Below are 25,260 nucleotides of genomic sequence, written 5' to 3'. Positions count from 1 at the left end.
TGCGAGGCGGCGGCAGGACGACACCGGTGAGAGGGGAACGCGATGGGCGCCCAGGTGGAACCGCTCGGTGAGAAGGAGATCGAGGAACGGCTCGCGGAGCTGCCGGGCTGGTCCGTCGACGACGACCGGCTGCACCGCGGCTACCACTTCCCAGGACACCTCCCGGCGGCCGTGATGGTCATCCACATCGCCCGCATCCAGGAGGAGTTGGACCACCACGCCGATCTGACGCTGGGCTACAACCGGCTGACCGTCGCGGTGAACACCCACAGCATCGGCGGCAAGGTCACCGACCTCGACTTCCAACTGGCCCGCCGCATCGAGGAGATCGCCGGGGCACACGGCGCGCACTGACCGGTGCGGTACCCGCCCGGCCCGCCGGGCGGGCCCCGCTCAGTCGCCCGAGCGCGGCTTCACCACCCGGCCCGCCCGGGCCAGCTCCACGTTGAACTGCGCGCCCGACAGCAGCGACAGGTGCGAGAACCACAACCAGATCAGGAACACCACCGGCCCCGCCAGCGAGCCGTAGAGCCGGTTGAAGGTGCCGACGCAGTCGACGTAGACGGCGAAGCCCGCGGACGACACCAGCCACAGCAGCACCGCGACCACACCGCCGGGCGCCGCCCGCCGCACCCCGCGCGAACTCGGCGGCCCGGACCGGAACAGCACCATGGCCAGCACGGCCGCCAGGACCAGCAGCAGCGGCCACTTCAGCACGTTCCAGGTGGCCTCACCGGCATCGCCCAGCCCGAGCGCCCGGCCCGCCCAGGCCGCGATCGGCCCGCTCACCAGCAGCGCCACCGCGCTGCTGATCAGCAGCGCCATCAGCAGCAGCGCGGTGGCCAGGATGCGCGGCGCCTTGCGCCACGGCGGCCGGTCGTCCTTCGTCCGGTGCATGGCGTGCAGCGCCCGGCGGAACACCGCCAGATAGCTGCACGACGACCACAGCGCGCTGACCAGCGCACCGCCCACCACCACCCACGCCGCGGTGCGCTGCTGCGCCATGGTGGCCAGCGCGCGGTGCACGGTCCCGCCCGACCCGGCCGGCGCCAGCGAACTGATCTGGTCGACGAGCTGCTCGGTGGCCGCCGGATCGGCCAGGCCGATCAGCGACACCGTGACGATCAGCGACGGCAGCAGCGCCAGCACCGAGTAGTACGTCAGGCTCGCCGCCCAGTCCGTGACGTCGTCGTGCCACACCGACAGCGGTGTCCGGCGCAGTGCGGTGCGGCACTGGGCCCAGGTGGGACGGGTGGCCGGCTGCCGCGGCCCGGCCGCCCCCAGGGCCCGGTCCAGCAGTGTCCGGTCCATCCCGCGACGCGTCCCGGTGTCGCCCATGTCGTCATCCGTCCTCTCCGTCGGTACGTCCTGCATCATCCCCCGCCGGCGGGACCGCCCACGCCACGGTGACCTGCGCCCGCGGTGCGCCGGCCCGGCGACGTTCCCGCCCGTACCGCTACTCCTGCCCGCGTGCGCGCCGGAACCGCAGTGCCGCGTCCGCCAGGTCCACCAGCGGCTCCGGGTAGTCGAGCGCCGCGCGCTCGGGCCCGCTCAGCCGCCACGGCCGGTGCACCGAGGGCCCGTCGAGGCCCGCCAACTCGGGGACCCACCGCCGCACATATTCACCCTCCGGGTCGAACCGTCCGGCCTGTACGAGCGGATTGAGGACCCGGTTGGGCCGGGTGTCGGTCCCGGTCCCCGCCATCCACTGCCAGTTCAGCTGGTTGTTGGCCACGTCACCGTCCACCAGCAGGTCCAGGAAGTGCCGGGCGCCCACCCGCCAGTCCACGTACAGCGTCTTGGTCAGGAAGCCGGCCACCAGCATGCGGGCCCGGTTGTGCATCCACCCCTCGTGCCGCAACTGCCGCATCGCCGCGTCGACCACCGGGAACCCGGTCCGGCCGTCCTTCCAGGCCGCCACCTCCGCGTCCGCCCGCCGCCACCGGTCGCCCCGGGAACGGTAGTCGGCGGCCGCCGCATCCGGGCGGGCGGCCAGTACCTGGTGGTGGAAGTCCCGCCAGGCCAGCTGCCGTACGAAGGACTCGGGCCCGGCCCCGGCCCGCTTGGACGCCTTGTGCACCAGCTCCACCGACGAGAGACAGCCGAAGTGCAGATACGGCGACAGCCGCGAGGTGGCATCGCCCGCGAGGTCGTCGTGCCGCTCCTCGTAAGCGGCGAGACCGGACCGCTGCCAGGACGCGAACCGGCGGCGGCCGGCCCGCTCGCCGCCTTCCGGGAGCGCCGGCGACGGCCGGCCGCCCGGGCACAGCTCCGCCGCCGACGGCACCGCCCCGGACCGCAACCCCTCCGGCACCGGCACCACCCGCGGTGCCGGCAGCACCGCCCGCAGCTTCTCGGCCCGCCAGCGCCGGAAGTACGGCGTGAAGACCGCGAAGTGGTCCCGGCCCGGCCCGGCGGGCAGCACCGCACCCGGCGGTACGGCGGTGATCACCGCGTCGTGGACGACCAGCGCCCGCCCCGCACCGGCCAGCGCCTCGGCCAACCGCCGCTCCCTGCGCTGCGCGTAGCCGCTCACCCCGGCCGCGAGATGCACCTCCCCGGCCCCGGTCTCCGCCGCTACCCGGCAGGTCTCGGCCACCACATCGCCCGTACGGAGGACCAGCTGGCCGCCCCGTTCGCGCAGCTGCGCATCGAGGTCCGCCAGCGCCCCGGCCAGGAAGGCGGCCCGGTTGGGCACCGCGAACCCGGCCCGCGCGATGCCGGTATCGACCACGAACAGCGGCACCACCCGCGCCGCGGCGCGCAACGCGGCCCGCAGCACCGGCTGGTCGTGCACCCGCAGATCGGAACTGAACAGACAGATCGCCACATCCATGGCCCCTCTCTACACCGGGCCGCGGCAGGATCAGGCGAACGGCAGGCCCCGCCACGGCGAGGACGGATCCTGGGTGAGCACCCGGTGCAGATGCACCGTCTCCGCGTACGCGGCACCGAACCAGCCGTTGTCGAAGGCCAGCACCCGGCCCAGTGCGTACCCCGCGGCGAACTCCTCCCACGAGCCGTACACCTCCGCGGCCCGGGCCCCGGCACGCTGGACCGCCTGCTCGGCCTGCGGCGGCGCGCACAGCCGGGCGCCCAGGCCCCACCGGACCAGCGCCACGGCATGGGCGAGGTCCAGCGCCACCACGGACACCACCGCACCGCCGGCCGGCAGCAGCCCGTCCGCGCGGAACCGCTCCTCGTACCGGGCCACCGGCTCGGGCAGGTGGGGCGCCGCGTCGTCGGTGGCCGGCGCCGCGTCCCCGTCCGTGGTGCGCCGGTCCGCCCGGGCGCGCAGCGCCGCCTCGGCGTCCGCCGGCGTGAATTGGCCCGCCAGCAGCTGCTCCAGGCGCTGCTGCCAGCCCACCGGGTCGGTCACCGACCACTGCTCGCGCAGCGTGCCGGCGTCCGTCGCGGGGTCGAGGAACGCCGTCCCCAGCTCGTTCCAGGGCACGCTGTGATGCACCGCGAGCGGCGCGCCGCACGCCAGCCCCTGCGCCACCGGCCCGTGCAGCGGACCGCCGAAGTGCGTGACCAGCAGCCCGCCCGGCCGCACCCCGACCTGGGCGCGGACCCGCAGCCAGCCGGCCCGGTGGGCGGGCGTGGCGGCCAGGTACGCGGCGCACGGCGTGCCGGGGTCGACCGCCAGCCGCCACTTGTCGTTCGGCCAGTCCTGCGCCAGCTCCTCCAGCGACACCCGGTCGAAGAGCTGCTGCGGCTGCCACGGCGGCAGCATGCCGCGGGTCAGGACGGGGATGCACTTCCCGCCGACCGCAGGGTCGTCGTAGACGGGCAGCGGGTCCTGGCCCTGCTGAGGGGCCGCCAGATACAGGTCCTCGCCGGCGATCGCGGCGACCTGTCCGTCCCCGTCACCACGTGCCGTCGCTTCATACAGCCGCCGCTCGGTATCCGTCGGCGGCATCCATCCCGGAGTTGCCACGGCTCCGACCCTACGAGGACCGTCGCGCGCCGCGGACTTCGGGGTTGCCGGCCCGGCAAGGCCGCTTGCGGCCGCCGCCCGACGGCCCGGCCGCGGTCGTCCGCTTCCGGTCGTCAGCCCTGGTTCAGCGGATTCGGCGTGATCACGGCGAAGGTGGCGCCCTGCGGGTCCGTCACCACGGCCATCCGGCCGGCCATCATGTCGAACGGCTGCTGGAGCGCCGCGCCGCCGGCCGCGATCACCTTCGCCACCGTCCGGTCGGTGTCCGCCACCGAGAAGTACGGCAGCCAGTGCGAGGGCGTGTCGGGCGCCATCTGCTCGGACATCGGCTGCATACCGCCCACCGCACGGTCCTCCACCTTGAGCGCGTAGTAGTTGTCGGCGCCTTGCAGAGGGACGTTCTCGATGCCCAGCGCGGCCCGGTAGAAGGCCGCCGCGGCGGAGCGGTCGGTGGTGTTGAGCTCGTTCCAGATCAGCGCGCCGTGCTCGTTGACGATGCCCGCGCCGGGGAAGTCGACGGCTTGCCAGACACCGAACACCGCCCCCGTCGGGTCGGCCGCGATGCACATCCGGCCGAGCGACATCACGTCCGTGACCGGCATCAGGATCGTGCCGCCGGCCTTGCTGACCGCCTCCGAGGCGGTGTCCGCGTCGTCGGCCGCGAGATAGGTGGTCCACACCGTCGGCGGCGGGGGCTGGTTGTCCATCGCGAGCGCGGCCATGATGCCGGCCACCGGCCTGCCCTTCAGCTGGCACACCGCGTAACCGCCGGTCTCGGGGGGCCCGATCTCACCGGTCCAGCCGAAGACGCTCGCATAGAAATCGATGGCGGCCTGCTGGTCGGGGGCCGCGAGGTCGACCCAGCAGGGGGTCCCGGGCTGATAGGGAGAGGTGACGTCGGGCATCGTGGCCTCCTCGGGGGCAGGGGCGGGCCGGGCCGCGCGAACCGCCCGCCGGGCGCGCCCGGGGACGCCGCACGCTCCACCCTCCACACTTCCTGCCGTCCGCCGACCCCGCCACTCGGGCCCGCGGGCCCATGACACGGCGCCACCCGGCGGTCCGGGCGGCGCCGTGCGCGGGGGAATCAGGCCATGTCGAACGTGGCCGGGTCCGGGCCGAGTCGGCTGCCGGTCTCCAGGCCGGCCAGCGCCGCGAAGTCGTCACCGTCCAGCACGAAGCCGAACACGTCGATGTTCTCGACGATCCGCGAGGGGGTGACGGACTTCGGGATGACGACGTTGCCGATCTGGAGGTGCCAGCGCAGCACCACCTGGGCGGGCGTCCTGCCGTGCTTGGCGGCGATCCGGCCGATCGTCGGGTCGTCGAGGAGGCCCCGGCCCTGGCCGAGCGGCGACCAGGCCTCGGTCGCGATGCCGTGCCGGGCGTGGAAGGCGCGGGCCTCCTCCTGCTGGAGGTGCGGATGCAGCTCGATCTGATTGACGGCGGGCACGACGGAGGTCTCGCCCAGCAGCCGCTGCAGGTGCTCGGGGAGGAAGTTCGAGACGCCGATGGCCTTGGCGCGGCCGTCGGCGAGGATCTTCTCGAGCGCCTTGTAGGTCTCGATGTAGATGCCCTTGGAGGGGACCGGCCAGTGGATGAGGTAGAGGTCCACGTACGCCAGGCCGAGCTTGGTCAGCGAGGCGTCGAAGGCGCGGAGCGCCGCGTCGTAGCCATGACCGGAGTTCCACAGCTTGGTCGTGACGAACAGCTCTTCGCGGGGGATGCCCGAGGCGGCCAGCGCCTTGCCCGTGCCCTCTTCGTTGCCGTAGGCCGCCGCGGTGTCGATGCTGCGGTAGCCGGCGGCCAGGGCCTGTCCGACGGCGGTGAACGCCTGGTCGTCCTCGACCTGCCAGACGCCGTAGCCGAGCTGCGGCATGGCGATGCCGTTGTTGAGCGTGATGGACGGAACCTTGCTCACGGGGGGATCGGTCCTTACGTCGACGTTCGTGTTCCGGACGGTTCAACGATCATCCGCCCCGGCACATTCCCGCGCACGCCGGCGCTGAGTTCGCCGAGGGTGAAGCCGCCCGCCCAGAGCACCACCACCCCGGCGAACAGTTCCAGCGCGCCCACCAGGCCGGGCAGCCCGCCGGAAACCGCCGGCGCGCCGGGGGAGAGGCCGTCGGCGACCGCTTGGCCGAGCCACAGACAGCCGCCGCAGGCGAACGCCGAGGCACTGCCCGTCCATGCCAGGGCGAGCGGCACCCGCACCGGCAGCCGGGGCCGTAGCCGCGGGAGGACCAGGAGCAGCAGCCCGGCCGCGCCGGCGAGCGAGAGCAGACCCTGCGACCAGTCCGACGCGGCGCTCAGCACCGTACCCCCGCCCGCGTCACCCGCCGGCACCCCGAGCGTCGAGCCCGCGCCCCACAGCACGTCCACACCGCCCAGTACGGCGAGCAGCACCGCCGCCGGCACCAGGAAGATCCGCTGCAAAGCCCGGCTGCCGGTGTCCGGCAGCGCGCCCACCGGGCGCCGCAGCAGACCGCCCCACCGCTGGTGCGCGTAGACCGCGAAGGCGCCGAGCAGCGTCACGCCCTCCACGAGGAAGCCGCCGTAGACCACCCCGCAGACCCAGGGCGCGAGGAAGTCCCCGGCCGCCATCGGGTTGGGCCGGCCCGTCAGGAGCCCCGCGACGCTGCCGCCCACCACGCCCGTGACCAGCGGCACCAGCAGCCCGGAGGCCATCCACAGCGGGAAGGCCAGCAGCCAGGCGGGGGCACGCCGGCCGCCCGGGCGGGCCAGGGTGTGCGCCACTGCCGCCGCGACCGCGTCGAGCAGGAAGGTGAAGAGGTTGGCCGCGAACCAGACGGCGCGGCCGATGCGGTGGGTGTCGACCACACCGACGTCGAAGCCCAGCACCCACAGCAGTTTGAGCGTCAGATAGGGCAGGCAGGCGACGACCGCGATCCGGCCGAGGACGGTGAGACGGCGAGAGTCCATGCAGCGGAGTCTGCTGCGCCGCCGGCCCGGGATCGTCGTGCCCGGGACCGATCCGGCTCCGCCGCACGGGGGAGCCGCCCACCGCCCCGGGCCGGTACCTCCGGCCCGGCACGCCTCACCCCTTGGTACGTCTCATCCCTTGTACAGCGCGTCCACCTCCACCGAGTACGCCGTCTCGATCGCCTTGCGCTTGAGCTTCAGCGACGGCGTCAGCAGCCCGTGCTCCTCGGTGAACTGGTGGGCCAGTATCCGGAACGTACGGATCGACTCGGCCTGCGAGACCAGCGTGTTGGCGGCCACCACGGCGCGCCGGATCTCGGTCTCCAGGTCCGGGTCGCGCACCAGGTCCGTCGGCGGCATCTCCGGCTTGCCGCGCATGGTCAGCCAGTGCGCGACGGCCTCCGGGTCGAGGGTGACCAGCGCGGCGATGAACGGCCGGTCGTTGCCGACCACGATGCACTGGGCGACCAGCGGATGCGCCCGCACCCGCTCCTCCAGGGACACCGGTGAGACCGTCTTGCCACCGGAGGTGACCAGCACCTCCTTCTTCCGGCCGGTGATCGTCAGATAGCCGTCCTCGTCGAGCGCGCCCAGGTCACCGGTGGCGAACCAGCCGTCGTGCAGCACCGCGTCGGTCGCCTTGGGGTCGTTGTGGTAGCCGTGGAAGATCTGCCCGCCGTACAGCCAGATCTCGCCGTCCTCCGCGATGTGCACGGTCGTGCCGGGGACGGGGGTGCCGACGGTGCCGAAGCGGGTCCGCTCGGGCGGGTTGGCGGTGGCTGCCGCGGTGCTCTCGGTCAGGCCGTAGCCCTCGAAGATCCGCACGCCCGCGCCGGCGAAGAACAGCCCCAGCCGGCGCCCCATCGCCGAACCGCCGGACATCGCGTGCCGCACCCGGCCGCCCATCGCCGTACGGACCTTGCTGTAGACCAGCTTGTCGAAGAGCTGGTGCTGCATCCGCAGGGAGGCGCTGGGACCCGAGCCGGTGCCGAACGCCTTGTTCTCCTGCGCCTCGGCGTAACGGACCGCGATCTCCACGGCCTTGTCGAACGGGCCGACCTTGCCCTCCGCCTCGGCCTTCCGCCGGGCCGCGGCGAAGACCTTCTCGAAGATGTACGGCACCGCCAGGATGAACGTCGGCCGGAAGGTCTGCAGGTCGGGCAGGAGCGCCCGGGCCGCCAGCTCGGGCTGGTGGCCCAGCTTGACCCGGCCGCGGACCGCGGCGACCTGCACCATCCGCCCGAAGACGTGCGCCAGCGGCAGGAACAGCAGGGTCGCCGCCTCGTCGTTCGGCTTCGAGGTGAAGACCGTCTCGTACCGCATGACGATGTTGTCGGCCTCGGCCATGAAGTTGGCGTGGGTGATCACACAGCCCTTGGGCCGGCCGGTGGTGCCCGAGGTGTAGATGAGCGTCGCGGTGGCGTCCGGGGTGACCGCCATCCGGTGGCGGTGCACCACGTCGTCGTCGATGTGCGCACCGGCCGCGGTCAGCTCCGCCACCGGGTCGGCGTCCAGCTGCCACAGCTTGCGCAGCTGCGGAAGCCGGTCGATGACCGAGCCGACGGTCATCGCGTGGTCCTCGTGCTCCACCAGGCACGCCGAGACGCCCGCGTTGTGCAGCATCCAGAAGACCTGCTCGGCCGAGGACGTCGGATACAGCGGGACGGACTGGACACCGATCGACCACAGCGCGAAGTCGAACAGGGTCCACTCATAGCGCGTACGGGACATGATGCCGACCCGGTCGCCGAACCGGACGCCCTGCGCGAGCAGGCCCTTGGCCAGCGCGATCACCTCGTCCCGGAACTGGGCGGCGGTGACGTCCTGCCAGTTCCCCGCGTCGTCCTTGCGGGCCAGCGCGACGCGTCCGGGATCGGCCTCGGCGTTGTCGTACACGGCATCCGCCAGCCCGCCGACCCGGGGCGCGGTCGCCAGAGGGGGGACGGTGAACTCGCGCAATGACCTAGCTCCTCGTGGTGTTGCTCACAAGGCCGCGACCGTACCCCACGGGGGCGTCATCCGGCAGGTGCCTGCCACGGCGCGAAATCGTCCCCGCGGGAACGCGCCAAGAGGAGAAAACGGATGACTTCGGAGAAGCAGGGACACGATCCGTGCTGTTCAACGCCGGACGATCACGACGCCGGGACCATATCTGCACCAAATCTCTGCACCTGACCCCGGATCACACGCTCTGGTCGCGGAACATCCGTGGTCACGCCCGCTACGGAAGCTGCAGCCGGTCGCCGCCGGCCAGGATCGCTTCGGCCAGTGCCTCCGCCGGGCCCCGGGCCGCGCGATCGCGCCGCCCATGGAGAAGAGCGAAATCCACGCCGCCCAGTTCCGGCAGACCCGACCGTGGCTGAATCTGCACCAGACCTGGCGGGATCATGCCCTTGGTATGTGCCATAACGCCCAGACCTGCCCGGGTTGCGGCGATCAGTCCGTTGAGGCTTCCGCTGGTGCAGGCGATCCGCCACTCCCGGCCCTGCCGCTCCAGCGCCTCCAGCGCCCGGGCCCGGGTGACCGCGGGCGGCGGGAAGACCACCAGCGGAACCGGCCGCTGCGGCTCCAGCCGCAGCCGCTCGGCGCCCACCCACACCAGCCGGTCGCGCCACACCAGCCGGCCGCGGCTCTCCTCCGGACGCCGTTTGGCGAGCACCAGATCCAGCCGCCCGGCCGCCAGCAGCTCGTGCAACGTGCCCGACAGCTCCACGGTCAGCTCCAGATCGACCTCGGGGTGGTCCCGCCGGAACCCTTCGAGCACCTCCGGCAGCCTGGTCAGCACGAAGTCCTCCGACGCCCCGAACCGCAGCCGGCCGCGCAGCCGGGTCCCCGCGAAGAAGCTCGCGGCCCGCTCGTTCGCCTCCAGGATCGTGCGCGCGAAACCGAGCATCGCCTCGCCGTCCTCGGTCAGCTCCACGCCATGGGTGTCCCGGACGAACAACCGCCGCCCGGCCGCCTCCTCCAGCTTCCGCACATGCTGGCTCGCGGTGGACTGCCGCAGCCCGAGCCGCTGCGCGGCCTGCGTGAAGCTGAGCGTCTGCGCCACGGCAAGGAACGTGCGCAGCTGCACGGGCTCGAACATGACACCTCCGGGGGCGGCCATCGCGATCCATGATGACAGTGACCACGGTAAGAGGGCTTCCCGATCGCCGCCCGGCCCGGCACCCTGGGCAGCGCACCACCCGCTGTCCGCCGGACCACCGAAGAGAGACCATGCGCCACCCCTTGCCCAAGCCGCCCTCCTGGCTCCCCGTGGACGGCTACATCCTGGCGCTGGTCGGCACCGTCGCCCTGGCCGCACTGCTGCCCGCCCGCGGACCGGCCGCGACGGCCGCCGGGGGCACCTCCACGACAGCCGTCGCGCTGCTCTTCTTCCTCTACGGCGCCCGGCTCTCCACCCGCGAGGCGATGGCCGGCCTGCGCCACTGGCGGCTCCACCTGACCGTCCTGGCCTGCACCTTCGCCGTCTTCCCGGTGCTCGGCCTGGCCGCCCGCGGGCTCGTCCCGTACGTCCTGCCGCCCGCCCTCCACACCGGGCTGCTGTTCCTGTGCCTGGTCCCCTCGACGGTCCAGTCGTCGATCGCCTTCACCTCCCTCGCCCGCGGCAACGTCGCGGCCGCGATCTGCGCCGGCTCCTTCTCCAGCCTCGTCGGCATCGTCGTCACCCCGCTGCTCGCCGGGCTGGTGCTGCACGGCAGCGGCGGCGGGTTCTCGGCCGGCTCGCTGGTCACGATCGTCTGCCAGCTGCTGCTCCCGTTCCTGGCCGGGCAATTCCTGCGCCGCTGGATCGGGCCGTTCCTCACCCGCCACAAGAAGGCCCTCGGCCACGTGGACCGCGGCTCGATACTGCTCGTCGTCTACAGCGCCTTCAGCACCGGGATGGTCCAGGGCATCTGGCACCAGGTCTCGCCGCTGCGGCTGCTGTGCCTGCTGGGCGTGGAGGCCGTGCTGCTCGCCGTGATGCTGACCGGGACGTCGTACGGGTCGCGGCGGCTCGGCTTCGGCCGCGCGGACCGCATCGCGATCACCTTCGCCGGGTCCAAGAAGAGCCTGGCGGCCGGGCTGCCGATGGCCAGTGTGCTGTTCGGCGCCCAGGCCGGCCTGGCGGTGCTGCCGCTGATGCTCTTCCACCAGATGCAGCTGATGGTGTGTGCCGTGCTGGCCCGGCGCTGGGCCGCAGACGCAGACGCAGACGCAGACGCAGACGCAGCCGCGGCGGCGGGACCGGAGCCGCGGCGGGAGGACGACGACCCCGCCGCGGCGGCCGGCGGTGGGAGTTACCTGCCCGGCCCGCCGACCCGGTCCAACGACAGCCCCAGCACCAGCGGCGCGCTCACCGAGGCGTCGTCCTCACGGACGCCGGACAGCTCCGCGTCGGTCAGTGCCCGGCGGTAGACCCGCACCTCGTCCAGCGCGCCGGTGAACTGCGCACGGGCGTCCGGCCGCTGGCCGAGGTGCACGCCGAAGACCGACCCGCGGCTGACCGACCCCGGAACGTCGGGCACGACGGTGGTCTCGGTGCCGTCGACGGTGATCAGCAGCCGGCCCCCGGTGCGGCGCAGCGCCAGATGGTGCCAGTCGCCGTCGTTGTAGGCGCCGTTGGTGGCGGCCTGGGCGGTGGCGGCCGGCTCGGCGCCGTCGACCGCGGTGAGCCGGGCGACGATCCTGCCGTGCACCGGATCGCCCTCCAGCGCGACCTGGGGCGCCCTGGTGCCGACACCGCCCATCCACAGCAGCGGCTGCTCCCCGGTCCCGGCCTCGTAACGGAACCACAGGCTGCAGGTGAAGTCGTGGGTGCCCAGCGGGAGGGAGGTGCGGAACGGGAGGCGTACGGCGTCGTCCTTGCCGTCGAAGTCGAGCGCCCCGCCGAACCGGCCGTCGGTACGGCGCGGACCGCCGAGGACGAGCGCGGGCCGGGCGCCGGGGGCGGTGTCGCGGGTCGTGGGGTCGGGGCCGCGGCGCGGGCCGAGCCACTCCTCGGTGAAGCGGACGAAGCGGATCTCGTCCCGGGCGTCGACCCGGCCGCCCTCGTACATCAGGCCGGTGACGTCGGGGGAGACGGCGACCAGGTCCGAGTAGCCGGACCAGTCGGTGGTGACCCGGGCGCCCCGGTCGACGCCCTCCCAGGTGCGGCCCTCGTCCCAGGACGAGCGGATGGTCATGGTCCGGCGGCGGTCGGGGTCGGCGGGCGCGGCGAAGAGGGTGCGGCTGCGGCCGCCGGCGGCGGCGGACGAGTGCGGCAGGCGCAGCGCGGAGGCCTGCACCATCGGCGTATAGAGGTCGGGGAGGGCGCGGAACGGGGCGCTGAAGGAGCCACCGCCGTCGCGGCTGACCGCCCACGTCCGATGTCCCAGGTCGGTGCCGTCCTGTTCGCGGCCGTTGACGTAGATCGCACCGTCGGAACGTTCCAGCAGCGTCATCTCCGAGGGCTTCTGCCGAAAGGTTCCGTCCACGGCGATCGGCCAGGTGTCGAGCGCCCCGACCTTCCAGGTGTCCCCGCCGTCGTCGCTGTGGACCAGGGCGGCGTGGTTGGCGGTGACCCGATTGCCCGCGTAGCTCTCGGCGTTGATGCCGAAGACCAGCCGGCCCGCGTGCCGCCCGCGGGTGAGCTGGATGCCGTGCACCGGGCCGGTGGCGTACCAGGAATTCCACCGCGCGGGCCGGATGTCGGACGTCAGATCACGGGGCGCGGACCAGGTGGCGCCGTCGTCGTCGCTGTACTGGAGGTGCGGGGTGCGGTCACAGGGCACATCGCAGCTGAGGCCGTCCGTCCGGCCCTTGTTGTACGTCTCGGCGAGCACGATGCGGCCGGTACGGCGGTCCACGACGGGCGCCGGGTTGCCGTGGGTGTCGCCGCCGCCGCGATTGACGACCTGCAGCGGACCCCAGGTGCGGCCGCCGTCGGTGGAGCGTTTGAGGACCAGGTCGATGTCGCCGGAGTCGCCGCAGTCGTGCCGCCGGCCCTCGGCGAAAGCGAGCAGGGTGCCGTGGGTGGACCTGACCACGGCCGGTATCCGGAAGCAGAAGTAGCCCTGTTCCTGGGCGGCCTTGAAGAGGACCTGCTGCTCGAAGCCGCCGGCCGGCGGTACGACTGCGGCGGCGCCGGGCACGTCCGGCGCCGCGTCGGGTGCCGCCTGGGCGGGGGAGTTCGGCAGGAGGGTGAGGGCTGCGACGGTCAGCGCGGAGAGCAGGAGGGCGGCGCGGCGGCGCCTGGATCTGCGGCGGGGGCTGGGGTGTGCGCGGAGAACTGACGTCATGGTCCGGCCTGCCCTTCGAGGGATCGGCGGTCGGGTCATCAGGACATCCCACGTCCTATGTGCATCCCTGACGGAAGCTACTGCCGCGTGCGGACCGCGACAAGGAGGTGCGACGGTTCTCCACGCCCCAACAGGAATTCACCCACCCGGCCGCACCCGCCCCGCCCTCCCGGGCCGTACATTCCCGCCCCACGGGGCCGTAGATCTCCCGCCCTCCCGGCCCTGCGAGGTCGCCGCTCGCCGCTCGCCGCTCGCCGCTCGCCGCTCGCCGCTCGACGGTGCTCACGGCCGCAGCACGACCTTGCCGAGGTTGGCCCGGCCCTCGATGATCTCGTGCGCCTTAGCGGCGTCCGCCAGCGGGAGTTCGGCATGGACCGCCACCCGCAGTCGCCCGGAACCGGCCAGTTCCCACAGCTGTTCGCGATGGCGTTCGTACCGCTCCCGGTGGACGGTGGCGAACCGGCGCATGGTCAGCCCGATGACGGTCTTCGAACCGGCCAGCAACTCGTACGCCGGGACGGTCCCGCCACCGGAGTTGAAGAAGACCAGCCGGCCGCCCTCGGCCACCGCGGCCAGTGCCCGCGGCAGCACCTCGCCGCCCACCCCGTCCAGCACCACGTCGACCGGCTCGCCCCAGGACTCCTGGTCGTACGTCACCACCTCGTCGGCGCCCAGGTCGTACAGGAACTCCGCCTTGGCGGCCGAACCGACGGCGGCCACCACCCGTGGCACGCCCTGCAACTTGGCCAGTTGGACGGCGAGGTGCCCGGTGCCGCTGGCCGCGCCGGTGATCAGCACCGACTCGGCGCCCCGCGGGTCCGCGGTGCTGAGCGCGGCGAGCGCGACATGGCCGCTGCGCACCAGCGCCACCGCGTCCACCGCGCTCGCCCCGTCCGGTATCCGGCTCGCCAGGAAAGCGGGCGCCAGAGCGAGTTCGGTGTACGAGCCGGTGAGCGTGAGCGAGGTGACGCGGTCGCCGACGGCGAAGCCGGTGACGTCCGGGCCGAGCGCGACGACCTCGCCGGCGATCTCCCCGCCGGGCATCGAAGGGAGCGGATCGCCGCCGCCCTTGCCGTCGCCGCGGACCCGCCGTACGCACGGCAGGGTGACGCCGATCGCCTCGGTGCGGACCAGGAGTTCACCGGGACCGGGCACCGGCGCCTCGGCCTCCTCGACGCGCAGGACCTCGGGACCGCCGTAGGAATGGAATCGGACTCGGCGCATGGGCCGGCACCTCCAGGAAGAGTCGGCCGACGGGCGCCGGCCGGTTTCATTGGGTGCCCCAACGATAACCACAAACCATTGGGCCTGCAATGGTTTTTCGTTGGTCCTCCCCATGGAATTCGCTACGGTGGTCCCATGTCCGACGACGACACCCCCTACGCCCCCAGCCGTATCCGCGCCCTCCCCAGCTGGCTGCTGGGCCGCGCCGCGGCCCGCGGCCACCGACTGGTCGCCGACGCCCTCGCCACCGAGGGCATGCGGATGATGCACCACGCCGTCCTGTCGGCGGTCGACGAGCTCGGTCCGGTCTCCCAGGCAGAGCTCGGCCGGACCCTCGGCATCGACCCCAAGGACATGGTCGCGCTCGTCAACGACCTGCAGAAAGACGGACTGGTCACCCGCACCCCCGACCCCAGGGACCGCCGCAAGAACGCCGTCGAGATCTCCCCCGCCGGCAAACAGCGGCTCCGCCGCACCCAGCAGCTCGGCGACCAGGCCAACGCGGAACTCACCGCTGCCCTGACCCCCGACGAACGCGCCCAGCTGATCACCCTGCTCGGCAAGATCGCCCTGCCGGACCAGTGACCGGCCCGGACGGCCGCCGGCTCACGCACCGACCCCCGCCCCTCGCCCGGACCTCAGCCCGCCACCGGGTCCCGGCCCGCCGCCCGGCCTCAGCTCGTCGCGGCCGTCGCGGGCAGGGCGAGGCGGTGCTCACCCGCGTACACGTTCATCGACGCACCGCGCAGAAAGCCCACCAGGGTCAGACCCGTCTCCGCCGCCAGGTCCACGGCCAGCGACGACGGGGCCGAGACCGCAGCCAGGGCCGGAATCCCCGCCATCACGGCCTTCTGCGCCAGCTCGAACGACGCCCGGCCGGAAACCAGCAGAACGCTCCGGGAGAGCGGCAGTTGCCCGTTCTGCAGGGCGCGGCCGATCAGCTTGTCGACGGCGTTGTGCCGCCCCACGTCCTCCCGTATGTCGAGCAGTTCGCCGTCCTCGGTGAACAGGGCCGCCGCATGGAGCCCCCCGGTCCGGTCGAAGACCCGCTGGGCCGCCCGCAGCCGGTCGGGCAGTCCGGCCAGCAGCTCCGGCTCCAGCCGCAGCGGTGGGGCGTCATCGATCGTCCAGCGAGCCGTCGTACGCACCGCGTCGAGGCTCGCCTTGCCGCACAGTCCGCAGGACGAGGTCGTGTAGACGTTCCGCTCAAGGGTGATGTCGGGGACCGTCACGCCCGGCGCGGTCTGCACGTCCACCACGTTGTACGTGTTCGCCCCGTCCGCCGTCGCACCCGCGCAGTACACGATGTTCTGCAGATCGCCGGCGCCGCCCAGCACCCCCTCGCTGACCAGGAACCCGGCCGCCAGGGCGAAGTCGTCGCCCGGGGTGCGCATGGTGATCGCCAGCGGCTTCCCGTTCAGCCGGATCTCCAGTGGTTCCTCGGCGACAAGGGTGTCCGGACGGGCGGAGACCGCCCCGTCCCGGATGCGGATGACCTTGCGTCGCTCCGTGACTCGTCCCATGTCGTCCTCAGTCCCGGTTCGGTATGTGCTGGTGGCCGCAGCGCTTCACGACCTCATTGTCCTGCACGTACGGACCGACCTCGCATCCGAGGCCGCCCGCCCGCCGCGGCGGACACCGGCGGCGACTGCGACCGGGAACGACTGCGACCGGCAACGACCTACATGGTCCGATCCGCGAGACCACACCCGGCTGCCACCCCTCAGCCGGGTAATGTGCAGGTGATCACCAGCGGAGTACCGAGCGACGCACCGGAACGACCACGGATGGCGAGAGGCACATGAGCGAAGGGACACCGGCGGCCGGCGAAGCGGCCACCGTCGCCGACCAGGCGGCCCGTGAGCAACTGCGCTATCTGCGCGGCAGCATCGACAACCTCGACGCCGCGCTGGTGCATCTGCTCGCCGAGCGCTTCAAGTGCACCCAGCAGGTCGGTGAACTCAAGGCCCGGCACAGCCTGCCGCCCGCCGACCCGGCCCGCGAGGCGGCGCAGATCGAGCGCCTCCGCCGCCTGGCCGAGGACGCCCGGCTGGACCCGGCGTTCGCGGAGAAGTTCCTCAACTTCATCATCGACGAAGTGGTCCGCCACCATAAGGCCATCGCCAAACAGAACAACCGCTGACGCGCTTGGCCGGCCGCCCACGTACCTGTCTGCGGCGCCGCGGGGCTTGCTCGCCGTTGCGCGCTTTGCGGCGCCCCCTACGTACTTGGCCGTCCCGCCGCGGGGCTCGTTCGCCGTTGCGCCTGCGGCGGGCTGGGTGGGTGTTGGGTGCGGTGACGGGCCTGCGGGGCCGGTGTTTGGGACTGCTTCGCTTTACGTCCCAAACACCGGCCCCTCCGGCCCGTCCCCTCCCGTTGGGGGATGGGAATGCGGTGGGTGGGGGCGAGCGTTGGGGCTGCAAGGGGTCCTTGGGACCCGTAGGGGACGGTCGAACAGATCCCGTAGGGGATGCACGCGCCCCTTGCATGCCTCAACTCAACGGTAGGGGGGACATATTCCCGCTCCCCCCAAACACCAGGTACACCTAGGACGACGACGCCCACCCCCACCGGCCTTCCACCCCCCACTCACGGGAGGGGCTGGACCGGAGGACGAAGTCTGGAGGGCCGGCACCGCACCCAAAAACACCACGCCCGCCGCCAGGCGCAACGGCGAGCGAGCCCCGCGCCGGGGCAGCCAGGTACGCGGGAGGCGCCGCAAGGCGTGCAACGGCGAGCGAGCCCCGCGACAGGACCGGCGGGTACGTGCGGTGCGCCGCGAAGCGGCAACGGTGGGAGAGCCGCGCGGCGCCGCAGACGGCTACGTACGCGGCGCCGCAAAGCGGCAGCGGCGAGCGAGCCCCGCCGCGGGACAGCCAGCTACGCGGGAGGCGCCGCAATGCGGCAACGGCGAGCGAGCCCCGCGGCGGGAAAGCCGGGTACGTGGGGGGAAGGCCCAGCGCAGCGCAAGGCACTCTGAAACCTTGATATGGTTGTCCACGTCGCCGCGGGAAACGCCCCGCGAAGATCACACCTAGTCCGGGTGGCGGAATGGCAGACGCGCTAGCTTGAGGTGCTAGTGCCCTTTATCGGGCGTGGGGGTTCAAGTCCCCCCTCGGACACCACATGAGAACCCCTGGGAACCCCTGGTTGACCAGGGGTTTTCTGCATGTCTGGGGGTGTGGGGGGTGTGTCGGAGGGCGGTTGTGGGGGATGTCGGAAATTATCTGAAAAAGCTGCTTCAGGCCTATTCCATCCCCTTTGGTCGGGAGTATCCTGAAGACCGGCCTACGGGGCGAGCGAGGGAGTCCGATTGGAGCGGACCTCGCAACGGGGACTTCGGTTCTCGCCGAGGACGTGAGTGAAGGTCGGGCTGAGAGGCTGAAAGGTCATGCGGACCGGACGGCGACCCCCAAGCACCTGATCCGGACAATGCCGGCGAAGGGAGCCCACCTCGTAGGTCTTTGATGTGCGCGCGGGGGTCGGTCATGTGGCGCGGATCAGGTCGGCGCATTTCTCGCCGATCATCATCGTGGTGATGCACGGGTTCACGGCCGGCAGGAACGGCATGGCCGAGCCGTCGGCCACCCGTAGACCGCTGACGCCCTTGACGCGCAGTTCCGGGTCGAGCGGGGCGGCCGGGTCGTCGGGGGCGCCCATGTGGACCGTGCAGGCGGGGTGGTAGACGGTGTTGTGGGTGGCGCGGACGTAGTCCAGCAGTTCCTCGTCGGACCGGGCGGAGGGGCCCGGTGCGAGTTCCGGGCCGGCCCAGTCGGCCATCGGGGCCTGGGCGACGATCTCGCGGGCCAGCCGCAGGCCGTGGAGCATCACCCGGACGTCGTGCTCGTGGGTGAAGTAGCGCGGATCGACCCTCGGCTTGTCGCGGAAGTCCCGGGTGCGCAGGCGCACGGTGCCCAGGGAGCGGGCGCGGGTGACGTTCGGGGTGAGGCAGAAGGCGTTCTCCGAGGTGGGGTAGCCGCGGCGGTAGGTGTTCAGGTCGAACGGCACGGAGCCGTAGTGGAACATCAGGTCCGGGCGGTCCAGGCCCGGCTCGGTGTCGACGAAGATGCCGATCTCCCACCACTGCGTCGACGAGGTGACCATCGGCTGCTTGGCCTCCCACATGATCACGCCCTCCGGGTGGTCCTGGAGGTTCGCGCCGACACCGGGGGAGTCGAGCAGGACGTCCACGCCGACGTCGCGGAGGTGGTCGGCCGGGCCGATGCCGGAGAGCATCAGCAGCTTCGGGGTGTCGATGGCGCCGCAGGAGACGATGACCTCGCGGCGGGCGCGTACGCCGTGGGTGCGGATCAGGTCGGGGGCCAGGTAGTCCACGCCGGTGCAGCGCCGGTCCGGGGCGAAGGTCAGGCGCTTGGCCTGGAGCCCGGTGCGGACGTCGAGATTGCGGCGGGTGCCCATGACGGGGTGGAGGTAGGACACCGAGGACGAGGAACGGGTGCCGTCGGGGCGGCAGTTGATCTGGAACCAGTTGGCGCCGCGGACGACGGTCCGGCCGGTGTTGAACGGGGTGGTGGGGATGCCGGACGCCGCGCACGCCTCCAGCAGGGCCACCCCGCAGGGGTCGTGCGGCGGGACGGTGCGCAGGGTGACCGGGCCGGTGCGGCCGTGGTGGTCACCGGGGGCGTCATTGCTCTCCAGGCGGGTGAAGAGCGGGAAGGTGTCCCGGGAGTGCCAGCCCGAGCAGCCCAGCACGGCCCACTCGTCGAGGTCCTCGGCGGGCGCCCAGAAGGCGATGCAGGAATTGTGCGAGGAGCAGCCGCCCAGCACCTTGGCGCGGGCGTGCCGCATGAAGCTGTTGCCGTTCTCCTGCGGCTCGACCGGATAGTCCCAGTCGTAACCGGACTCCAGCAGGCCCATCCAGCGGTCCAGCCGCAGGATGTTGTCGTCGTCGACGTCGCTCGGGCCGGCCTCCAGCAGGCAGACGGTGACCGCGGGGTCCTCGCTGAGCCGGGCCGCCACGACCGCGCCGGCCGTGCCGCCACCGACCACGACGTAGTCGAACTCGTCCGCAGGGATCTCTTGGGACATCGGGCCGTCTCCAGTCAGGGGGAGGGGGAGGAGGGGGTGCCCGGGCCGCCCTGGCCGCCCGGCTGGGTGTCGTCGGGGAGCACGGCGGCGTGCATGGCCAGCACACCGGTCTTCTTGCGCTGGACGAACCAGTAGTAGGCGAAGCCGCCGAGCCCGACGACGCCGATGAAGAGGAACGCGCCCCAGCGCAGGTACCAGTGCTGCGGGCCGGTCGCGTTGTAGACCGCGGCGCGCGGCCAGGCGAGGTTGAGGGACATGCCCGCGCCCCACAGCACCGCGAGGACGTTGACCGGCAGCCCGAACCTTCCCAGCGAGAACTTGCCCTTGAGGGGCGTCCAGTTGCCGCGCAGCCGCTGCACCAGCATCGGCAGCGTCACCGCCAGGTACGCCAGGTAGATCATGATGATCGCGATGCTGGTGATCACCGAGAAGATCTGCGGCTGGTTGACGTTGAGGAACAGGATGCCGACCGCCACCAGCCCGATGATGATCGCGGGCAGCACCGGGGTCTGGAACCGCGGGCTGACCTTGGCCAGCAGCGAGGCGGCCGGCAGGTTGTTGTCCCGGGCCATGGCGAACGCCAGCCGGATGCCCGCGGTGTGCACCGCCAGCTCGCACACCGTGATCGCGATGACCACGCACCACAGCACGATCTGCCCGATCGTCGACCCGAGGGTGGCCAGCACGACGTACTGGAGGCCGTCCACCGACAGCTCCTTGGCGTGCAGGTCCGGTACGGACAGCAGGGCGAAGAGCAGGATCAGCCCGCCGATCAGGAAGGACGCGATCAGGGCCCGCAGGATCGCGCGCGGGGCGTTGCGGCCGGGGTCCTTGGACTCCTCGCCGAGCGAGGAGGCGGTGTCGAAGCCGTACATGACGTACGCCGAGGCCAGGGACGCGGTGAGGAACGCGCCGAAGTAGCCGAGGGTCTCGCCGCTGCCCAGCCCGAAGGTGTCGGTGATGGCGCTCGGACCGCGGGTGATGTGCGCGGCGAGCAGCAGCACCAGGACGATCGCGGCGATCAGCTCGATGGCCACGCCCGCGGAGTTGATCCGGGCCATCAGCTTCACGCCGAAGGCGTTGACCAGGGTGGTGAAGGCGACCAGGACGGTGCCGAGCAGGACGGCGTTGGCGGCCGCGGACTTCCCGGTGCCGTCGCCGATGAACTGGAACCAGGAGGAGATCTGCGGCAGCGTCACCTGATAGGCCAGCGCCACCGCGGACAGCGACACCATCGAGGCGGTCAGCATCAGCCAGCCGCCGAGCCAGCCGATGTGCGGACCGCCCAGCTTTTTGGACCAGTTGTAGATCGAACCGGCCACCGGATACCGGGCGGCCAGCTCGCAGAAGCACAGGGCCACCATCAGCTGGCCGGCGAACACCATCGGCCAGGACCACCAGTAGGCCGGGCCGCCGTGCGCGACACCGAAGTAGAACAGCTGGAAGGTGCCGGTCAGGATGGAGATGTAGCTGATCCCGGCGGCGAAGGTGTGGAAGTTGCCCAGCGTGCGCTTGAGTTCCGGCTTGTAGCCGAGTTCAGCGAGCGAGGCGTCGTCGTGCGCGTGCTCGTTCCCGGGTGCCGGGCCGTTCCCGTGGGCTCGGCCGTTCCCGGGTTCCGGGCGGGGCGGGCCCGGCGTGCTCATTCGAACCACCTCTGCGGCCGTGGCGCGGTATTGCGCCACACGTGCTTGGCCTCCTGGTACTCGGCCAGCCCTGCCGGCCCCAGCTCCCGGCCCACACCGGACTGCTTCATCCCGCCCCACTCCGCCTGCGGTACGTACGGGTGGAAGTCGTTGATCCAGATCGTCCCGGCCCGCAGCCGCGCGGCGACCCGGTGCGCACGCTCGCCGTCCTGCGTCCACACCGCCCCGGCCAGGCCGTAGACCGTGTCGTTGGCGAGCGAGACCGCCTCGTCCTCGTCGCGGAACCGCTCGACGGTCAGCACCGGGCCGAACGACTCGTCGCGGATCACCGACATGTCCGGCGTGCATTCGTCCAGCACCGTCGGGAGGTAGTAGTAGCCGTTCGCCAGCGACGGGTCGTCCGGCGCCGAGCCGCCGCAGAGCAGCACCGCGCCCTCGTCGAGCCCGGCCGCCACATAGGCCTCGACCTTGGCACGGTGTTCGGCGGAGATCAGCGGGCCGGTGCGGGCGTGCTCGTCGAACGGCCCGCCCAGCCGGATCCGCTGGGCGCGCGAGACCAGTTCGTCCACGAACGCGTCGTGCAGCCCCTCCTGTACCAGCAGCCGGGCGCCCGCCGAGCAGACCTGTCCCGAGTGCAGGAAGACCGCGGTCAGGGCGTAGTCGACCGCGGTGTCGAAGTCGGCGTCCGCGAAGACGATGTTCGGGTTCTTCCCGCCCAGCTCCAGGGCGATCTTCTTCACCGTGGGCGCCGCCGCGGCCATGATCCGCCGCCCGGTGAGCAGCCCGCCGGTGAACGACACCATGTCCACCCGGGGGTCCTCGGTCAGCGGCGCGCCCACCACCGGTCCGGTGCCCAGCACCAGGTTGCCGGCACCGGCCGGCAGCCCGGCCTCGTCCAGCAGCCGCATCAGGTGGACGGCGGTGTGCGGGGTGAGCTCGCTGGGCTTCAGCACGAAGGTGTTGCCGGCGGCCAGTGCGGGCGCGACCTTCCACGCGGTCTGCAGCAGCGGATAGTTCCACGGGGTGATCAGGGCGCACACCCCGACCGGCTCGTGCCGCACCGTGCTGTCGGTCTCCGCGATGCCGGTGTCCACCACCCGGTCGGTGCCGCCGGCCGCGGCGAGGTTGCCGAAGTAGCGGAAGCAGTTGGCGATGTCGTCCATGTCGTACTCGCTCTCCACCAGCCGCTTGCCGGTGTCCAGCGATTCCGCCCGGGCCAGCGCGTCCTTGTCGCGCCCCAGCAGCTCGGCGACCCGGAGCACCAGCCGGCCGCGCTCGGCCGCCGGTGTGCGCGGCCAGGGGCCGTCGTCGAAGGCGGTGCGGGCCGCGGTGATCGCCGCCGCGACGTCCTTCGGCCCGCCCTCGTCGACGGTCGCGACCAGCGTGCCGTCCGCCGGACAGCGGATCTCCCGCACCTGCCCGTCGGCCGCTGCGGTCCACTGACCGCCGATGAACAGCTCCGGCATGGTGGTGCCTTTCGTTCTCCGGGCGCTTACGGGGCGGCAGCGCGGGGCACGGCGGACGGTCCGGGGGCGCCCGGCCACCGTCCGGCAGCCGTGCGCACCTCCGTGACGATCACTGCACCGAGCGTAAGACCGCCACCGCGGGTCCGCACGGTGCGAAGGGCCGGCGGGGAGCGGCCGGGACCCGGGCGGGGCCGATGGGGTGACGGCGCGGCCGGACGGGAGAATGGGGCCATGTCCAGCGCGCAGCCAGCACACGAGGAACGGCAGGCTCCGGACCCGTACGAGGAGCATCCGCATGCGGAGGGCCCGCACGCGGAGGGCCCGCACGAGGCGGACCCGCACGAAGTGGAGCCGCACGAGGCGGGCCCGCACGAGGGGCCGTTCACACCGGTCCCCGACGTCGCCGGGTACCTGGCGGGACGCTGGAGCATCGAGCGCACCGTGCAGGACCTGCGGACCGGCACCGAAGGCCGCTTCCACGGCACCGCCGACTTCCGGCCCGACCCGGCCGGCGGCGCGCTGCTGCACGTGGAGGAGGGGGAGCTGACCTGGGACGGCACGGCCTACCCGGCGAGCCGGACGCTCCGCCTGCGGCCCCGCGCCGACGGCAGCGCCGAGATCGACTTCGCCGACGGCCGCCCCTTCCACGACCTCGACCTCACCACCGGACAGTGGACCGCCGTCCACCCCTGCTCCGAGGACCGCTACGAGGGCACCTTCACGGTCCGCTCGGCGGACGAGTGGCACCTGGAGTGGCGGGTCACCGGCCCGGCCAAGCGGCAGCTGCTGCGCACGCGGTACCGGCGGACGGCTGGCTGAGCGCGGCGGTCCGGGGCTATCCGCCGCCCTTATCCTGGGAGCAAGCAGCCGTCCCCCGTAGTTGCGTTACGGGGGACGGCTGTGGTGTCCGGCTGTCCGTCAGACACAGGCCTTCAGGCTGCCGGTGGCGGTCACCCCGCCGCTGGTCGCGGTGTAGCTGGAGGCCAGCACCTGGGTGACGCTGAGGTTGCCGGTGCAGCTGGCGTTACCGCTCGCGTCGGCCACGGCCGTGCACACCGTGCCGCCCAGTACGGAGAAGGTCACCGTGGATCCGGGAGTCGCACCGCTCACGCTGAACGTGGCGTGGGCGAACGCCCAGGGCACCGGCGGGAAGTTCAGCAGGTAGCAGGCCGGCTTCGCCGTCAGGACGGGGAGTCCCACGCCGACGTTCACCGTCGCGGTGCCGGAGACGCCGGTGCAGGTGCAGGCGCCCGAAGAGGAGATCACCGTGGCGGTGACCACGTTGGCGCCGGCCGGCAGCGCGCTGGTGGTCACGCTCGCCTGTCCGGAGGCATTGGTGGTCCCGACCCCCAGGGTGCCACCGGAGGTGGAGAAGACCACCACCGCGCCGGGTACCGGGGCTCCGTTGCAGGTGACGGTGGCGGTGACGGTGACGGGCTGGCCGGCGGTGGGGTTGGCGGGGGTGGAGGAGACGGTGACCACGCAGTTGGGCGCCGCTTGGACGTTGACGGTTGCGGTGCCGGTGACGCCGACGCAGGTGCAGGTGGTTTCGGCGGAGACCACGGTCGCGACGACGACATTGGCGCCGGCCGGCAGCGCGCTCGTGGTGACGCTGGCCTGTCCGGTGACGTTGGTGGTGCCAGCGCCCAGCTGGAGACTGCCGCCGCCGGAGGTGAAGTTGACGACCGCGCCGGGGACCGCGACCCCGTTGCAGGTGACGGTGGCGGTGACGGTGACGGGCTGGCCGGCGGTGGGGTTGGCGGGGGTCGAGGAGAGGGTGACCACGCAGTTGGTCGCCGCCGTGACGTTGACGGTTGCGGTGCCGGTGACGCCGACACAGGTGCAGGTGGTGGTGGCGGCGACCACGGTGGCCACGACGGCATTGGCCCCGGCCGGCAGTGCGCTGGTGGTGACGCTGGCCTGGCCGGAGGCGTTGGTGGTGCCGGCGCCCAGCTGAAGGCTGCCGCCGCCGGAGACGAAGGTGACCACCGCGCCGGGAACCGGGACCCCGTTGCAGGTGACGGTGGCGGTGACGGTGACGGGCTGGCCGGCGGTCGGGTTGGCGGGGGTCGAGGAGAGGGTGACCACGCAGTTGGTCGCCGCTTGGACGTTGACGGTTGCGGTGCCGGTGACGCCGACGCAGGTGCAGGTGGTGTTGGCGGAGACCACGGTGGCGACGACGACATTGGCCCCGGCCGGCAGCGCGCTGCTGGTCACGCTCGCCTGTCCGGAGGCATCGGTGGTGCCGACCCCCAGCGCGATGCCGCCGCCGCCGGAGGTGAAGACCACCGACGCCCCGGGTACCGCGACGCCGTTGCAGGTGACGGTGGCGGTGACGGTGACGGGCTGGCCGGCGGTCGGGTTGGCGGGGGTGGACGACACCGTGACCACACAGTTCGATGTGGTCACGGTGAGCGTCGCCACGCTGGTTCCACTTGTGTTGCCGGTGGCGACCACCAGCCCCGATGTGGTCGCGGTGAAGGACACGGTCGCGTTGCCATTGGCGTCGGCGACCACTGTCTGCGCCGGTTGCGCGTCATAGGTGACGGTGATGGTGTCGCCCGGTGTGGCACCGGTGATCGTGGCCGTGAAGGTCTGGCCCGCCGCGACGGTCGACGGGGTCAGGGTGATGATGAGCGCCATGTTTGGACAGCCCCTTTCGAAGGCTCCGCTAAGGAGGTGGGGCCGCCGCGCGGCACAGTCAGAACACTGTGCCGATCGCGTTCTCCTGCCGGGGG

20 protein-coding genes, 1 tRNA gene and 1 riboswitch are annotated in these 25,260 nt (G+C 72.5%); of the genes, 6 read left to right on the top strand and 15 right to left on the bottom strand.

Annotation, left to right across the window (positions count from 1 at the left end):
* Positions 1-42 precede the first annotated feature (42 nt).
* Positions 43-354, top strand: a complete 312-nt coding sequence (locus ACGF4C_RS16500) for a 4a-hydroxytetrahydrobiopterin dehydratase (RefSeq protein ID WP_393566837.1) — start codon at positions 43-45, stop codon at positions 352-354.
* Between the two features lie 39 nt (positions 355-393).
* Here ACGF4C_RS16500 and ACGF4C_RS16495 read toward each other — a convergent pair whose 3' ends face one another.
* The 8 genes from ACGF4C_RS16495 to ACGF4C_RS16460 all read right to left on the bottom strand — a co-directional run bounded on the left by ACGF4C_RS16495 (position 394) and on the right by ACGF4C_RS16460 (position 9,965).
* The gene (locus ACGF4C_RS16495) at positions 394-1,338 is read right to left on the bottom strand and encodes a YihY/virulence factor BrkB family protein (RefSeq protein WP_393566835.1); all 945 of its coding nucleotides are present in this window, start codon (positions 1,336-1,338) and stop codon (positions 394-396) included.
* A 118-nt stretch (positions 1,339-1,456) separates the two neighbouring features.
* Positions 1,457-2,836, bottom strand: coding sequence for a cryptochrome/photolyase family protein (locus ACGF4C_RS16490; protein WP_393566833.1), 1,380 nt, complete (start codon positions 2,834-2,836; stop codon positions 1,457-1,459).
* A gap of 30 nt (positions 2,837-2,866) precedes the next feature.
* Positions 2,867-3,940, bottom strand: coding sequence for a DUF1266 domain-containing protein (locus ACGF4C_RS16485; protein ID WP_393566831.1), 1,074 nt, complete (start codon positions 3,938-3,940; stop codon positions 2,867-2,869).
* 113 nt (positions 3,941-4,053) lie between these two features.
* Complete coding sequence (locus ACGF4C_RS16480) at positions 4,054-4,845, bottom strand: VOC family protein (protein ID WP_393566829.1); 792 nt, start codon at positions 4,843-4,845, stop codon at positions 4,054-4,056.
* 179 nt (positions 4,846-5,024) lie between these two features.
* Positions 5,025-5,858 carry an aldo/keto reductase gene (locus tag ACGF4C_RS16475; protein ID WP_393566827.1) on the bottom strand — a complete coding sequence of 278 codons (834 nt, stop codon included), beginning with the start codon at positions 5,856-5,858 and terminating at the stop codon, positions 5,025-5,027.
* 14 nt (positions 5,859-5,872) lie between these two features.
* The gene (locus ACGF4C_RS16470) at positions 5,873-6,880 is read right to left on the bottom strand and encodes a hypothetical protein (RefSeq protein WP_393566825.1); all 1,008 of its coding nucleotides are present in this window, start codon (positions 6,878-6,880) and stop codon (positions 5,873-5,875) included.
* A gap of 132 nt (positions 6,881-7,012) precedes the next feature.
* A complete protein-coding gene (locus tag ACGF4C_RS16465) occupies positions 7,013-8,839 on the bottom strand; it encodes an AMP-dependent synthetase/ligase (RefSeq protein WP_393566823.1) in 1,827 nt (608 codons plus the stop codon).
* Between the two features lie 262 nt (positions 8,840-9,101).
* On the bottom strand, positions 9,102-9,965 hold the full coding sequence (locus ACGF4C_RS16460) for a LysR family transcriptional regulator (RefSeq protein ID WP_393566822.1): 864 nt from the start codon (positions 9,963-9,965) through the stop codon (positions 9,102-9,104).
* Between the two features lie 131 nt (positions 9,966-10,096).
* Here ACGF4C_RS16460 and ACGF4C_RS16455 point away from each other — a divergent pair, with 131 nt between their 5' ends.
* A complete protein-coding gene (locus ACGF4C_RS16455; protein ID WP_393566820.1) occupies positions 10,097-11,278 on the top strand; it encodes a bile acid:sodium symporter family protein in 1,182 nt (393 codons plus the stop codon).
* Here ACGF4C_RS16455 and ACGF4C_RS16450 read toward each other — a convergent pair.
* On the bottom strand, positions 11,161-13,140 hold the full coding sequence (locus ACGF4C_RS16450) for an exo-alpha-sialidase (RefSeq protein WP_393566819.1): 1,980 nt from the start codon (positions 13,138-13,140) through the stop codon (positions 11,161-11,163). The genes ACGF4C_RS16455 and ACGF4C_RS16450 overlap by 118 nt on opposite strands.
* A 282-nt stretch (positions 13,141-13,422) precedes the next feature.
* Positions 13,423-14,364, bottom strand: a complete 942-nt coding sequence (locus ACGF4C_RS16445; RefSeq protein ID WP_393566817.1) for a zinc-binding alcohol dehydrogenase family protein — start codon at positions 14,362-14,364, stop codon at positions 13,423-13,425.
* Positions 14,365-14,499: 135 nt separating this feature from the next.
* Between ACGF4C_RS16445 and ACGF4C_RS16440 the strand changes: the two genes are divergently transcribed.
* Positions 14,500-14,949 (top strand): MarR family winged helix-turn-helix transcriptional regulator, encoded by a 450-nt coding sequence (locus ACGF4C_RS16440; protein WP_393566816.1) that lies wholly within the window; start codon positions 14,500-14,502, stop codon positions 14,947-14,949.
* 89 nt (positions 14,950-15,038) lie between these two features.
* Here ACGF4C_RS16440 and fdhD read toward each other — a convergent pair whose 3' ends face one another.
* Positions 15,039-15,887 (bottom strand): formate dehydrogenase accessory sulfurtransferase FdhD, encoded by an 849-nt coding sequence (gene fdhD / locus ACGF4C_RS16435; RefSeq protein WP_393566814.1) that lies wholly within the window; start codon positions 15,885-15,887, stop codon positions 15,039-15,041.
* 278 nt (positions 15,888-16,165) lie between these two features.
* Between fdhD and ACGF4C_RS16430 the strand changes: the two genes are divergently transcribed.
* Both ACGF4C_RS16430 and ACGF4C_RS16425 read left to right on the top strand, forming a co-directional pair.
* Entirely contained in the window at positions 16,166-16,507 is a 342-nt protein-coding gene (locus tag ACGF4C_RS16430) for a chorismate mutase (protein WP_030412914.1), read from the top strand.
* Positions 16,508-17,401: 894 nt separating this feature from the next.
* Positions 17,402-17,489, top strand: a tRNA-Leu gene (locus ACGF4C_RS16425).
* Positions 17,490-17,655: 166 nt separating this feature from the next.
* Positions 17,656-17,828, top strand: a riboswitch (TPP riboswitch).
* Between the two features lie 22 nt (positions 17,829-17,850).
* On the opposite strand, the gene ACGF4C_RS16420 is transcribed toward ACGF4C_RS16425, so the two are convergent.
* From ACGF4C_RS16420 to ACGF4C_RS16410, 3 genes are read right to left on the bottom strand one after another with little or no spacing between them, the layout of a single operon-like run.
* Positions 17,851-19,413 carry a GMC family oxidoreductase gene (locus ACGF4C_RS16420; RefSeq protein ID WP_393566811.1) on the bottom strand — a complete coding sequence of 521 codons (1,563 nt, stop codon included), beginning with the start codon at positions 19,411-19,413 and terminating at the stop codon, positions 17,851-17,853.
* A gap of 14 nt (positions 19,414-19,427) precedes the next feature.
* Positions 19,428-21,056, bottom strand: a complete 1,629-nt coding sequence (locus ACGF4C_RS16415) for an APC family permease (protein ID WP_393566809.1) — start codon at positions 21,054-21,056, stop codon at positions 19,428-19,430.
* A complete protein-coding gene (locus tag ACGF4C_RS16410) occupies positions 21,053-22,522 on the bottom strand; it encodes an aldehyde dehydrogenase family protein (RefSeq protein WP_393566808.1) in 1,470 nt (489 codons plus the stop codon). Before ACGF4C_RS16410 ends, ACGF4C_RS16415 begins: the two co-directional genes overlap by 4 nt.
* Before the next feature lie 231 nt (positions 22,523-22,753).
* Here ACGF4C_RS16410 and ACGF4C_RS16405 point away from each other — a divergent pair, with 231 nt between their 5' ends.
* Positions 22,754-23,341 carry a DUF6314 family protein gene (locus ACGF4C_RS16405; RefSeq protein WP_393566807.1) on the top strand — a complete coding sequence of 196 codons (588 nt, stop codon included), beginning with the start codon at positions 22,754-22,756 and terminating at the stop codon, positions 23,339-23,341.
* Positions 23,342-23,440: 99 nt separating this feature from the next.
* Here ACGF4C_RS16405 and ACGF4C_RS16400 read toward each other — a convergent pair whose 3' ends face one another.
* Positions 23,441-25,165, bottom strand: coding sequence for an Ig-like domain repeat protein (locus ACGF4C_RS16400; protein ID WP_393566806.1), 1,725 nt, complete (start codon positions 25,163-25,165; stop codon positions 23,441-23,443).
* Between the last annotated feature and the right edge of the window lie 95 nt (positions 25,166-25,260).

Origin of the sequence: Streptomyces sp. NPDC048197 (assembly GCF_043202395.1) — a bacterium.
GTDB classification, from domain to species: Bacteria; Actinomycetota; Actinomycetes; order Streptomycetales; family Streptomycetaceae; genus Streptomyces; species Streptomyces siderophoricus.
The sequence above is the reverse complement of the archived record's forward strand: the minus strand, read 5'-3'. Positions and strand labels throughout refer to the sequence as shown.